This window comes from Nocardia sp. NPDC051833 (assembly GCF_040681225.1).
Classification (GTDB): Bacteria; Actinomycetota; Actinomycetes; order Mycobacteriales; family Mycobacteriaceae; genus Nocardia.
This window is the reverse complement of sequence record NZ_JBFAYK010000001.1, coordinates 1,795,831-1,808,007: the sequence shown is the minus strand read 5'-3', so window position 1 is coordinate 1,808,007 and position 12,177 is coordinate 1,795,831. Positions and strand designations below refer to the sequence as shown.

Sequence of the window (12,177 nt, the reverse complement as noted above, 5' to 3'; positions counted from 1 at the left end):
CCCCACGCTGCTCGCCTACCCGTTTCCCCTGGTAGGCGAGCAGCGCCAACGCTCCATGGGTGACAGCAAGCCCGGTGCGCTGCTCCCGCGCCAGCGTCCGCTGATCCGTTCGCTCCCACCGCGCACCCCCGTGATATCCGGGGCGTGACGTGCTGTCTTTCGTTCCGAAATGCTCGCGACGCGGAACCGGGATATGGTCCGGGTTCGCTACGGGAACGGGAAGGGAGCGGTTGCCATAACGCTTCGGATTTGGCTGAGCAGTGCGGGCGCGGCGACTGTTCAAGTGATGCGGTTACTGCGCGAGAACCCCGACGGTGTGGATGTCACCGTCTATGCCAGCAATGTGGATCCGAGTGCGGCTGCCCTCTCGGTGTGCGATGTATCGGCGATCGAACCTCGGTATGTCGGCAACGAGGAATACGCGCAGTTCGCGCTCGACTTCTGTCGGACGCACCGGATCGATGTCCTCATCCCGCCCCGGCGCCTGGACGCGCTCGCGGGCCGGGCCGCGGACTTCGCCGCGATCGGCACCAGTCTCATGTGTTCGCCGCCCGCGGCGGTGCGGGCGCTGACCAGCAAGGTCCGCACCTACGAGAGTGCCGGGGCGGCGGGCATTCCCGTGCCGCCGTGGCGGGAGGCCACCGACGCCGACGAGTTCTACGCCGCCGTCGACGAGCTCTCGCGCGGCGGGGAAACGCTGTGCATCAAGCCCAGCGGTGAGTACTCGGCGTTCGGCTTCCGCATTCTCGACGACCGCCCGCTGACCCTGGCCAGCCTGCGGGTGGCGCCGCGCCCCGTCGCCTCGGTCGAGGCGGTGGCGGGTGCCTTGCGGCGCGCGGCGGAGGAGGGCGAATCCGTGCCCCCGCTGCTCGTCATGCCGTTCCTCGAGGGCCCGGAGATCAGCATCGACTGCCTCTCGGCGCCGGGAGGCGAACTCCTGGTGGGCATTCCGCGCGCCAAGCAGGGCCGCTTCCGCATGCTCCTGGACGACCCCGAGGTCGTCGACATCGCCCGCCGCCTGGTCCGCCACTTCGAACTGGCCTACCTGACCAACGTGCAATTGCGCTACCGGGCCGGACAGCCAGTCCTGCTCGAAGCCAACCCCCGCCCCTCGGCGGGCCTGTTCCACACCGCCTTCGCCGACATCAACCTGCCGTGGGCCGCCGTCCGCCTGCTCCTGGAACGGGATACCGGATTGCGGCGCCCTCCACGACTCGGCGCCTGCCTCGCCGTCGCCGAAGCGGTCATGGAGGTCACGCCCCACGCGGATCAGGCACCCGACGGGCTGCGCCGGAGCGCCGACCTGGTTCCGGGCTGATCGATCCACCCGATCGCACGGCGTTCCGAACGTCGACGTCCTAGGTGGGCCGGAGCAACTGTTCCAGCCCACCTAGGAGCAGATCGAGCCCGAAGGTGAAATCGGCGATACCGGAGTGGGTTCCGTCGATGACGAGTGCGGCCAGTGCGTGCATATAGGGGTGTGTCTCGGTGGGGATGAGGGGCAGGAATCGCTGTGCCGCCGAGGCGTATTCGGCGGGGTCGAGGGGGAAGTTGATGGCTTGCAGGGTGAATCCGTAGATGTGGCTGTCGAGGGCGTTCCACGCGCGGTCGGCCTGCTCATAGGTGAAGCCCGCGGTGATCAGGCAGGCCAGGGTGGCGTCGATGTAGCGGAGCATGGCGGGGCCGACATTGACGCGGGAGCCGAGCAGGCCGGTGGCCCAGCGGTGGCGGAGCAGGACCTCGTGGGCCGAAGTCGCGCGGTGGCGTAGCTCGGCCCGCCAGTCGCCGTCGGCGCGGGGGACGTAGATCTCGGCGACGACCAGGTCGACGATGCCGTCGAGCAGGTCCTCCTTGTTGGCGACGTGGTTGTACAGCGACATCGCCTCCACACCGACCGCCTTGGCGAGTTTGCGCATCGACAGTGCGTCCAGGCCCTCCTGATCGGCGAGGTCGATCGCGGCGCGCAGGACTCGTTCCCTGGTCAACGGGGTGCGTGGCATGCGGCTCCTGACTCATTCCTTGACCCACTTACGGCGTAAGCGTACCGTCTGAACCAACAGACTTACGCTGTAAGTGCGAAATGAGGGACGGCATGACCGAGGTGGATACGGCGTCGATGACCGCGTGGGTGGCTCCCCGGTACGGCGGGAGCAAGGTGCTGCGGACCGAGATCGTGCCGCGCCCGGCGGCGGGTCCGCGCGAGGTGGTGGTCCGGGTGCGGGCGGCTTCGCTGTGCAGCGGGGACCTGCATCTGCTCACCGGGACCCCCTATCTGCTGCGGCTCGGGTTCGGGCTGCGCAGACCCAAGCATCGGATGATCGGGCAGAACCTTGCGGGCGAGGTGGTCGGAGTCGGCGAGCTGGTCACCGAATTCCAGGTGGGTGACCGGGTTTTCGGTGTCGTGCCGAGTGGTGCCTTCGCCGAATACGCGACCGCCGATGTCGATGCGATCGCCACCGTGCCCGCCGCGATGAGTATGGAAGAGGCCGCGGCGATACCGGATTCGGGCATGACGGCCTTGCAGGGTCTGCGCGACATCGGCGAAGTCGCACCGGGACACCGGGTTCTGATCAACGGCGCGTCCGGCGGGGTCGGCAGCTTCGCGGTGCAGATCGCGAAGTCGCTCGGGGCGCACGTGACCGCGGTGTGCAGTACCCGGCACCTCGAGATGGTGCGCGGTATCGGCGCGGATGTCGTGATCGATTACACCGCCGAGGATTTCACCGACACGGACGTGCCGTATGACGTGCTCTTCGATCTGGCGGGCAACCGTGGACTCCGCGAATGCCGCCGGGTGCTGACGGCGGATGGCGTGTTCATCTCCTCCGCCGCCGCACCCGGCGACAACTGGTTCGGCCCCGTGCGCTGGCTCGGCGAGGTCGTCCTGACCGACCTGTTCGTCCGTCAGACGCTGAAAGCGCTGCTCATGCGCCCCGCGGCGGCCGACCTGCGCTATCTCGCCGGACTGGCCGCCGACGGAGCGCTGCGCCCGGTGATCGAGCGCCGCATCCCGTTGTCGGACGCGGCGGCCGCCGTCGAGATCTTCGCGCGGGGGCACGCCTCGGGGAAGACCGTCCTCACCACACCGTGAGAGAGCGGGCGCTCAGCCGCCGGTGGTGAACAGCGCGGTCAGGTCGAGCGTGTGCGCCATGGCCGCGGCGCCCGCGTCGTTGAGGTGCATGCCGTCGCCGCTGTCGAACTCGGGGCGGAGGAAATCGGGGCGCTCCGGGTCGGCCACCGCGCGGTCGACATCGAAGACAGAGTCGAAGATCTCGGTGGTCCGCAGCCAGTCGTTGACGGCGTGCCGGGTCGGCTGGGTTTCCAGCAGCGGCATGCCGGGGAAGACGCAGCCGGCGTAGGGGCCGATGGTGGCGACGTGCACGCGCAGACCGGCCGCGTGTACGCGCTCGGCGAGCTCGGTGAAACCGGCGATCAGCTGCTCGGTGGTGGCGGAGGGCTGGCCCCCCATCGCGCCGAGGATCAGGTCGTTGATGCCGAAGTTCACCAGGATGTCGGTGACGCCGGGCACCTGGATGGCATCGGAATCCAGACGCGCCAAGCCGGATTCGCCGATCTCGCGCGCGGTGAGCCGATTGCCCGCGATGCCGTTGTTGACCACCCAGCCCCGGGTCAGGCGCGCGTTGACGACGTCGACGGAACGGCGGTTGGCGCTGAGCGTGGTGCCGACACCTTCGAACCAGGAGTCGCCGAACGCCACGGCGATCGGGGGCTGCGCCGAGGTGAGCACGTCGACACCGGTGACGAAGTACCGGAACGGAACCTCTTCCGCGCCGGGCAGTTCCACGTCGGTGGTGCGGTCGCCCGCCGCGAGGTAGGCGATCTCGCCGGGCTGGTGGGAGAACGTGGCCGGGCCGGTCGGTCCGGGCAGGTACAGGCTGAGCAGCAGGTCCTCGCCCGCGGCGACGGCCAGGTCGAGCGGATCGCTCACCAGCTCGGCGCCGGGCTCGATGACCGTGATCGGCGCGCCGTCGAAGCGGACCTCGACGTCGGCGGTGATCGCCGAACCTTCCTTGCGCGCGGCCAGGCGCGCGCCGCCGATCACCAGCGGCGCCGACCCGTACCGGTTGGTCAGGCGGACCCGCACCGCGTCGCCGCCGCCCGCCATGTGCAGCACCTGCCGCACCGTCTCGTCGCTGAACGACCGCGATTCGGCGAGCTTGATCTGCTCGTCCGGGTTGATGACACCCGACCGGAACCCGGCGACCCACGTCTGCTGCATGACCACTCCATTAGTTGCTGCGAGGAATATTGCGCAGACATGGGTCTACTCCGAAGTATTCCTCGTGTCAACTATCCGCATGGCAAACATCGGCTAGGGTGGTCTCATGCACGAACTGTTCGACGACCCCCGGCTGACCATCTCCGGCCTGCTCTTCGAGGCCAACAGTGGGCTGATCGCGAAGGTCGAACCGACCTGGCACGCGCACGGCCTCTCCGGCCTCGACCTCAACGCCCTCATGCGCCTGAGCCGCTCGCCGAACCGCCGCCTGCGCATGTCCGACCTGGCCACCCAGACGGAGCTGTCGACCAGCGGCGTCACCCGCCTGGTCGACCGCCTGGCCAAGGCGGGCCTCGTCGAACGGCAGCTCGATCCCACCGATCGCCGCAGTGCCTACGCCGCCCTGACCTCGGCGGGCGCGAGCCGGCTCGAAGAGGTCCTCCCGGACTACCTCGACGCGCTGGAGACCTGGCTCACCGGCCTGCTCACCCCGGACCAGCTCGACGGGCTGGTCACCGGCCTGCGCATCATCCGCGACGCCACCAACCCCTCGGCCACGGCCATCGCCGACCAGCCACCCCGGACCTGAGCCGGGGTCAGTCGGTGAGTTCGCCGGTGGCGCGCCAGGAGTGGCGTTCGGCGGCGAACGCCTCGGCTTGCATCGCGCGGAAATCGGTGATGGCGGCGGCGTTCTCGGTCAGGAAGGCGCGGTAGTCGGCCAGGCGGAACTCGCCCTCCTCGGTCGCGACGTCGACCTTTCCCGCGGCGAAGTCGGCCCGGAGGTCGAGCAGCTTGTCGGGCTCGACCGGATGCCAGCGGATGCGGTCGAAATACCGCAGCAGCCACGGTGTTTCGGGATCGGTGGCGAAACGGTCGACGCCGGGCCCTGCGGTGCCGGTGGGCCGCGCGCGATGGTTCCAGACCTGGGTGGTGCGGCCGACGAACTGGTAGCCGCCGGGTCCCTCCATGCCGTAGATGCACAGGTACGCGCCGCCGATGCCGACCGCGTTCTCGGGCGTCCAGGTGCGGGCGGGGTTGTACTTGGTGGTGACCAGCCGGTGGCGGGGATCGGTGGGTGTGGCGACCGGGGCGCCCAGGTAGACATCGCCCAGGCCGAGGACCAGGTATTCGGCGTCGAAGACGGTGCGGTAGACGTCGTCCACCGAGTCCAGGCCGTTCATGCGGCGGATGAACTCGATGTTCCACGGGCACCACGGAGCGTCGGCGCGGACACCGTGCATGTAGCGGGTGATCGCCTCGCGGGTGGCGGGATCGTCCCAGGAGAGCGGGAGGTGCACGGTGCGGCTCGGGACGACGAGCTGGTCCGAATTCGGCAGCTGCGCTTCGGCTTCGGCGAGCAGATCGAGCAGCCGGGCGACCGGGAGGATGGCCGGGTCGACGCGGATCTGGAGGGAGCGGATGCCCGGGGTGAGCTCGACGACACCACGCGGACCGGCCGCGATCAGGTGCTGGTGCAGGGCGTGGACCCGCGCGCGCAGGCCGAGATCCAGAGTGAGAGTGCCGTATTCGACCAGCACGCCGTCGTCGCCCTGACGGCGGTAGGTCACGCCGGTCTCGTCGTCGACCTCGGTGCGGCGCAGGATGCCGTCGTCACCGTCGCGACCGGCCGAGAGGACGGTGCCCAGCGATGCCCGGCGGCGCGCGCCGAGTTCACCTGCGGGCGCGGCGTGTTCGGCGCGCACGGGGACGAAGCGGACCTTGTCGCCCGGGGTGAGCTGGCCGAGCTTCCAGCGATCGGCCGCGACCACCGTCACCGGGCAGACGAAGCCGCCCAGGCTGGGGCCGTCGGGGCCGAGCAGGATCGGGGTGTCGCCGGTGAAGTCGAGCGCGCCGATCGAGTAGGCGTTGTCGTGGATGTTGGACGGGTGCAGGCCCGCCTCGCCGCCGTCGGTACGGGCCCACTCCGGCTTCGGGCCGATCAGGCGCACGCCGGTGCGGTCGGAGTTGAAGTGCACCTCGTAGTCGGTGCCGATGATGGTGTCGAAGTCGGCGCGGGTGAAGAACTCCGGCGCGCCGTGCGGTCCCTCGGTGACGGCCAGCTCCCAGCGGTGCCCGAAGGCGGGGATATCGGACATCGGGACCGCCGGGGCGAGGCGGGTCCCCGGTGCGCCCAGCGTCAGCGACTCGTCGGCGCGCAGGGCCGCGCCGGTGCCGCCACCGAACTTGCCGAGGGTGAAAGTCGCGGCGCTGCCGAGGAACTGCTCGACCTCGATACCACCGGCCACCAGGACGTAGGTGCGCATGCCGGGGCCGCGGATGGCGCCGACATCGAGGACGCCGCCCGCCGGGACCTCGACGGTGCGCCACTGCTCGACCGGCCGTCCGTCGACCCGCACGTCGGCGACCGCGCCGGTGACACATACCCACGTCGACTCGCTGAAGCGCAGCGCGGGCCCACCGAGGGTGCATTCGAGCCCCGCCGCGCCCTCCGCGTTGCCGAGCACCCGATTGCCGAGCCGGAACGACAGATCGTCCATCGGGCCGGACGGCGGAACGCCGATGTGCCAGTAGCCGACTCGACCCGGCCAGTCCTGCACCGTCGTCTGCATGCCGGGGCGCAGGACCTGCAGGGACCGGGTGCCCGCGACCGGGTCGAGCGCTGAGGGGCCGACTTCGGCTGGGCGCGTGCCGGTAGGGGCGGCCACGGGCGTGTGGCGCTCCGGGATGACCGAGGGGAGGGCGGTGTCGACCACGGCGGATCGGGTGTCGGTGAGACTCATCGGGTCACCACCATGCGGACCGGCGTCGGGTCGAAACCGTTGCAGGGGTTGTTGATCTGCGGGCAGTTGGAGACCAGCACGAGGGTGTCGACCTCGGCCCGCAGGGTGACCTTCTTGCCCGGCGCCGACAGCCCGTCGACGATGCCGAGCGTGCCGTCGGCCTCGACCGGGACATTCATGAACCAGTTGATGTTGGAGACCAGATCCCGCTTGCCCAGGCCCCATTCGAGCGCGGCGGTGAGGAAGTTCTCCACGCAGGCGTGCTGGTGGCGGGTGTGGTGGCCATAGCGCAGGGTGTTGGATTCCTGCGAGCAGGCACCGGCGATGGTGTCGTGGTTGCCGACCTCGTCGGCGACCACCGTCATCAGCGGGGTGCCCGCCTCGGTCAGCAGGACGCTGCCGGTGGTGAGGAAGATATTGCGCTGCGCGGCGATCGTGGCCTGGGCGCTGTAGCGGTCGGTGCGGTCGGCGGCGGAGTAGAGCAGGCAGTCGACGGCCTGGTTGCCGTGCAGGTCGATGATCTCGAGCTGATCGCCCGCGCGGACGATCGCCGACCACGGCGCCTGGGCGGGGACGGTCTCGTCGAGGACGACGGTGCGGGTGGTCGCCGTGGTCATGCCAGAACCTCCGAGGTCGATGCGGCCGCCCAGGCGGCTTCGGTGTTGTCCACGGCCCGTCGGTACTCGGGGTCGTCGTTGGGGACGGTGGCGAGCTCGGCCGGGGCCGACCAGGCGAGCAGGTCGAGGTCGCCGGTGGGCCGATCGTCGAGCGGGTGGGCGGCATTGGCGACCAGCAGCGTCACCGGGAGGTGGATCAGCAGGTCGACGGTGGCGTCGGTGGGCGCGTTGCCGGTCGGGACGAGAGCGCCGTCGGCCTCGACCCGGACGCCACGGAACAGCGAGACCGACGGGCCGATGTCGCGGGGCTCCAGCCCCTGCTTGGCCCCGGCCAGGTGCAGCTGGTGGCGGCCCTCGGCGCTCGGTCCGCACAGCGTGTCGTGATGGCCGGACGAGTCGGCGAGGACGGTGGCGAGCACCCGGCCCTGATCGGACAGCAGAGGGTGGCCCGCGCCCAGGTAGGCCTGCCACGGCACCTTCACGGTATCGGCGACATTGAGCCGCTCCCACGGTGATTCGGCCCGCAGCAGGAACAGATGCGCGCAGGCGGTGCCGGACGGATCGGCCAGCCGGACCCGAGTGCCCCGGCCCAGCACCACATTCGCGTAGCCACCGGTGGGAATGCGTTGCGCGAGAACGACCGCGGCGGGATCGACCCCGGCGGGCGTCTCCGGCCGCGCGATCGTGGCCGTGGCGGCCTGAGCGCGCGCGTGCGCCCTGGCACCATCGGTGGACTGAGTACTCGTCATCGTGATCTCCTGTGTTCTTGGAGCGCTGGCGCGCTCGAGTCGCGGCCCCTCCGGTCCCGCCGGTCAGGCACCGTTGCTTGCTCCTTCGTCGCGTACGCAACGGCGCCTGACCGGCGGGACGGCCGCGACGGCCGACTGCGTCGGCCTGCCCCTCCTCGAGGTCGGGGCGTGCGGGGCCGGGTGGGTTGTCAGGCTGTGGCGGGGACGGTGTCGGCCAGGGCGACGCCGTCCTTGGTGGCCACCACGAAGCGGTAGACGATGGCGCCGGCGGTGAGGATCACCGCCACCGACAGCGGACCGGCCCACAGCTGCCACCAGCTGCCGCCCGCCGGGGTGTAGACCTCCGGGCGCGGCCACGCCAGGTTGATCACCATCGCGATGCCCCAGACCACCGCGAGCGCGTTGATCGGGACGCCCCAGCGGCCCAGGGTGAACAGCGTCGGGTCGTCCACGGCGGGCAGGCCCTTGATCCGGCGCACCAGCAGCGGCACGGTGACCAGCAGGTACGCCAGGTACAGGCTGACGATGCAGACGCTGGCCAGGGTGGCGAAGATGGCCGGGTTGCCCAGGTTGAGCACCAGCAGGCCGATGCCGAGCGCGCCGATCACCACGGCGGGCCACACCGGGGTGCCGAAGCGCGGGTGCACGGTCGACAGGGCCTTCGCGAAGGGCAGCTTGCCGTCGCGGGCCATCGAGAACATCAGGCGCGAGCCGGCCGTCTGGATCGCCAGGGTGCACACGATCACCGCGACCGCGACACAGCCGAGCAGGACCGATCCGGCGGGGCTGTTCAGCTTCGCGGTGATGACGTAAGCCAGTCCGCCCGAGGCCAATTCACCGTCGGACAGGCTGGGCGCGGCCATCAGCGCGCCGAGCAGCATGAGCCCGCCGCCCAGTGCCGACACCGACAGGGCGAGCAGAATGGTGCGCGGGGCGACCCGGCGCGGGTTCTTGGTCTCCTCGGAGAGTTCACCGGCGGAGTCGAAGCCGACCATCACGTACGCGGCCATCAGGCCGGAGACCAGGAACGCCGCCCAGTACGGGCCGGGGGCGGCCTGATCGGTCTGCAGGACCACACCGGGGCCGCGCTCGGTGCCGGTGAAGAACAGCGCGATGATCGCCAGCACGCCGACGATCTCCACGGTGACGCCGATCGAGTTGATCTTCGACATCAGGTCGATGCCGATCACGTTGATCGTGGTGGTGACCACCAGCAGCACGCTGCCGAGCAGCACGGCGTTCATCGCGCCGTCGCGGGAGGTCAGCGCGGTATCGGTGCCGATGAACTGGAATCCGCTCCAGATCGTCGGCAGCACCACCTGCAGGGCGATGGCGGCCGCGGCGGCCGTGACGACCTGTGCGATCACCATCATCCAGCCGGCGAACCAGCCGATCAGCCCGCCAGCCAGGCGGCGCGACCACTGATAGATACAGCCGGAGATCGGATACCGGGCGGCCAGTTCGGCGAAGTTCAGCGCCACCAGGAACTGGCCGGCGAAGACGAGCGGCCAGGTCCAGAAGAACGCGGCGCCGCCGAACGAATAGCCGAAGCCGAAGAACTGGAAGATCGTGGTGAGGATGGAGACGAACGAGAACCCTGCCGCGAAGGACGCGTAGCGCCCGAGCTTGCGGTGCAGGACCGGTTGGTAGCCGAATGCGGCGAGATCGGCGCTGTCGCGGCCGGTGTCGGGCGGAACAGCAGCGGTATCGAGTGTCGTGGCCATGTCGGTGTCCTTCGGCGGTGCGGCCAAATATCTATCAGTCGATAGTTTTGCGCGCGCGATCGCTCGAACGGTGTCGTGCGTGTATCGGCTGTGGGGCCCGCGGTAACTTCTGCGTTGCCCACGTTTCTATCGAGTGACAGGAATTCGACCGACCGGCATCGTCCCTGGTGAGGTGCCCGCTGCGGCCCAGGTCGGGGCCCGGTGACAGAATCTTGGGGTGGCAAACCTCGGTCCCGGGCGTCCCCGGCTGGAACAGCGGCGTAGGCAGGGGACGACGCCGCGCGCGGAGATCCTCGACGCGGCGGCGGAACTGTTCACCACCAAGGGCTATGCCAATACCTCCACCAGGGCGGTGGCCGACGCCGTCGGGATCAGGCAGGCCTCGCTGTATCACCACTTCGCCGCCAAGGACGACATCCTCGACGCGCTGCTCGCCGAAACCGTCGCGGGCCCGGTCGAGCTGGCGCGGCGGATGGGCGCCGAACCCGCCGACGCCGCGACCCAGCTCTACGCGCTGGCCCTGTTCGACGTGCGCCAATTACGCGCCGCGCGCTGGAATCTCGGCGCGCTGTACCTGCTGCCGGAGCTGCGCACCGAGCGCTTCGCCACCTTCCGCCGCCGCCGCGACGACCTGCGCGAGCACTACGAACGCCTCGCGGCCGAATCCGCCGCGGCGACAGGGCGATCCGACGACGCGCGGATCCTGCCGTTCCGGCTGGTCGAGACGGTGATCGGCATCCGGTCCGATGCCGGGACAGCGGGCGAGGACACCGAGCGCGTGATCCCGGACGCGATCATGCGCATCGTCGGATACCCGGGGGACACCGCGCCGGTGCGCGCGGCGGCCGAGGACCTGCTCGCCCGGCTGGCCGCCGACCCGCCTGAGTGAATGTGCCTCGACAGCTAGGGCGGAACCTGTCCTAGCTGGCTCCTATCGTTGTCTTCATGAGCGACGACATCCAGCGATTCCGCCTCGACATTCCGCAACAGCAGCTCGACGACCTGCGTAATCGGCTCGACAGCGCGCGCTGGCCCGCCGCGCTGCCCGGCGACGACTGGGACACCGGTGTGCCGACCCACTACCTGCGTGAGCTGGTCGACTACTGGCGCACCGAGTACGACTGGCGCGCCGAGGAAGCGAAACTCGATGCGCACGAACAGTTCACGACCGTGATCGACGGACAGCGCATCCACTTCCTGCACGTGCGATCGGCCGAACCCGATGCGATGCCGCTGCTGCTGACGCACGGCTGGCCCGGTTCGGTCGCCGAATTCCTGGACCTGATCGGCCCACTGACCGACCCCGGGGCACACGGCGGCGACCCCGCCGACGCCTTCCACGTCGTGATCCCGGCACTGCCCGGCTTCGGGTTCTCCGGTCCGGTCACCGAGGGTGGGTGGACCGTGCGCCGGATCGCGCGCGCGTGGGTCGAGCTGATGACCCGGCTCGGATACCAGCGCTTCGGGGTGCAGGGCGGCGATATCGGCGCGGCGGTGAGCCCGGAGGTGGGGCGGGTGGCGCCGGATCGGGTGATCGGCGTGCACGTCAACGGTGGCGCGGGCACGTTCCCGCAGCTGCCGCTGCCCGACGAGGTCGTCGCGAGCCTGAGCGAGCTCGAACGCGACCGCCTCCGGCGGATCGAGGCGTTCATGAACGAGGAGTTCGGCTACATCGCCGTGCAGTCCACCCGCCCGCAGACCCTCGCCTACGGGCTGGTCGACTCGCCGATCGGGCAGCTGGCCTGGCTCCTGGACAAGTTCCGGGAGTGGACGCACCCGCGCGAGACGCTGCCCGACAAGATCATCGATCGGGATCGGCTGCTGACCAACGCGATGATCTACTGGCTCACCGGCACCGCGGGGTCCGCGGGCTATGTCGGCTACGCGCAGCCAGGGGAATGGGGTGTGGTGCCGGAGAATTCGGGTGTGCCGACCGGGGTGCTCGTGTTCGCCCACGATGTGGCGATCCGCCGCTTCGACGAGGCGGAGAACACCATTGTCCGCTGGAACGACGTCGATCGGGGCGGGCATTTCGCGGCGCTGGAGGAACCGGAACTGCTCACCACCGACATCCGTGAGTTCTTCCGCACGCTGCGTTGATCATTC

Annotated in this window: 11 protein-coding genes; 5 read left to right on the top strand and 6 right to left on the bottom strand. The window is 70.0% G+C overall.

The features are described 5' to 3' along the window. Positions 1-169 precede the first annotated feature (169 nt). Positions 170-1,318: an ATP-grasp domain-containing protein gene (locus tag AB0L91_RS08120; RefSeq protein WP_365008196.1), complete on the top strand. Its 1,149-nt coding sequence runs from the start codon at positions 170-172 to the stop codon at positions 1,316-1,318. 40 nt (positions 1,319-1,358) lie between these two features. On the opposite strand, the gene AB0L91_RS08115 is transcribed toward AB0L91_RS08120, so the two are convergent. Beyond that, entirely contained in the window at positions 1,359-2,000 is a 642-nt protein-coding gene (locus AB0L91_RS08115; RefSeq protein ID WP_365008194.1) for a TetR/AcrR family transcriptional regulator C-terminal domain-containing protein, read from the bottom strand. Between the two features lie 92 nt (positions 2,001-2,092). On the opposite strand from AB0L91_RS08115, the gene AB0L91_RS08110 reads away from it, so the two are divergent. Further along, on the top strand, positions 2,093-3,091 hold the full coding sequence (locus AB0L91_RS08110; RefSeq protein WP_365008191.1) for an NAD(P)-dependent alcohol dehydrogenase: 999 nt from the start codon (positions 2,093-2,095) through the stop codon (positions 3,089-3,091). 12 nt (positions 3,092-3,103) lie between these two features. Here AB0L91_RS08110 and AB0L91_RS08105 read toward each other — a convergent pair whose 3' ends face one another. Further along, a complete protein-coding gene (locus tag AB0L91_RS08105) occupies positions 3,104-4,240 on the bottom strand; it encodes a GDSL-type esterase/lipase family protein (RefSeq protein WP_365008189.1) in 1,137 nt (378 codons plus the stop codon). Positions 4,241-4,346: 106 nt separating this feature from the next. Between AB0L91_RS08105 and AB0L91_RS08100 the strand changes: the two genes are divergently transcribed. Continuing rightward, complete coding sequence (locus tag AB0L91_RS08100) at positions 4,347-4,829, top strand: MarR family transcriptional regulator (RefSeq protein WP_365008187.1); 483 nt, start codon at positions 4,347-4,349, stop codon at positions 4,827-4,829. Between the two features lie 7 nt (positions 4,830-4,836). On the opposite strand, the gene AB0L91_RS08095 is transcribed toward AB0L91_RS08100, so the two are convergent. The 4 genes from AB0L91_RS08095 to AB0L91_RS08080 form a co-directional block, all read right to left on the bottom strand. Continuing rightward, entirely contained in the window at positions 4,837-6,981 is a 2,145-nt protein-coding gene (locus AB0L91_RS08095) for a 5-oxoprolinase/urea amidolyase family protein (protein ID WP_365008185.1), read from the bottom strand. Beyond that, positions 6,978-7,598 (bottom strand): urea amidolyase associated protein UAAP2, encoded by a 621-nt coding sequence (locus AB0L91_RS08090; RefSeq protein ID WP_365008182.1) that lies wholly within the window; start codon positions 7,596-7,598, stop codon positions 6,978-6,980. The genes AB0L91_RS08095 and AB0L91_RS08090 overlap by 4 nt, the downstream gene beginning before the upstream one ends. After that, entirely contained in the window at positions 7,595-8,347 is a 753-nt protein-coding gene (locus AB0L91_RS08085; protein WP_365008180.1) for a DUF1989 domain-containing protein, read from the bottom strand. Before AB0L91_RS08085 ends, AB0L91_RS08090 begins: the two co-directional genes overlap by 4 nt. 188 nt (positions 8,348-8,535) lie before the next feature. Continuing rightward, positions 8,536-10,071 (bottom strand): amino acid permease, encoded by a 1,536-nt coding sequence (locus AB0L91_RS08080; RefSeq protein ID WP_365008178.1) that lies wholly within the window; start codon positions 10,069-10,071, stop codon positions 8,536-8,538. Positions 10,072-10,288: 217 nt separating this feature from the next. On the opposite strand from AB0L91_RS08080, the gene AB0L91_RS08075 reads away from it, so the two are divergent. Beyond that, positions 10,289-10,960, top strand: a complete 672-nt coding sequence (locus AB0L91_RS08075; protein WP_365008177.1) for a helix-turn-helix domain-containing protein — start codon at positions 10,289-10,291, stop codon at positions 10,958-10,960. A 56-nt stretch (positions 10,961-11,016) separates the two neighbouring features. Beyond that, positions 11,017-12,171, top strand: coding sequence for an epoxide hydrolase family protein (locus AB0L91_RS08070; protein WP_365008175.1), 1,155 nt, complete (start codon positions 11,017-11,019; stop codon positions 12,169-12,171). Positions 12,172-12,177 lie beyond the last annotated feature (6 nt).

Coding starts and splice junctions, on each gene's coding strand:
- AB0L91_RS08120 (WP_365008196.1), top strand. CDS start 170: ATGCTCGCGACGCGGAACCGGGATATGGTCCGGGTTCGCTACGGGAAC.
- AB0L91_RS08095 (WP_365008185.1), bottom strand. CDS start 6,981: ATGAGTCTCACCGACACCCGATCCGCCGTGGTCGACACCGCCCTCCCC.
- AB0L91_RS08085 (WP_365008180.1), bottom strand. CDS start 8,347: ATGACGAGTACTCAGTCCACCGATGGTGCCAGGGCGCACGCGCGCGCT.
- AB0L91_RS08070 (WP_365008175.1), top strand. CDS start 11,017: ATGAGCGACGACATCCAGCGATTCCGCCTCGACATTCCGCAACAGCAG.
- AB0L91_RS08080 (WP_365008178.1), bottom strand. CDS start 10,071: ATGGCCACGACACTCGATACCGCTGCTGTTCCGCCCGACACCGGCCGC.
- AB0L91_RS08115 (WP_365008194.1), bottom strand. CDS start 2,000: ATGCCACGCACCCCGTTGACCAGGGAACGAGTCCTGCGCGCCGCGATC.
- AB0L91_RS08105 (WP_365008189.1), bottom strand. CDS start 4,240: ATGCAGCAGACGTGGGTCGCCGGGTTCCGGTCGGGTGTCATCAACCCG.
- AB0L91_RS08090 (WP_365008182.1), bottom strand. CDS start 7,598: ATGACCACGGCGACCACCCGCACCGTCGTCCTCGACGAGACCGTCCCC.
- AB0L91_RS08100 (WP_365008187.1), top strand. CDS start 4,347: ATGCACGAACTGTTCGACGACCCCCGGCTGACCATCTCCGGCCTGCTC.
- AB0L91_RS08110 (WP_365008191.1), top strand. CDS start 2,093: ATGACCGAGGTGGATACGGCGTCGATGACCGCGTGGGTGGCTCCCCGG.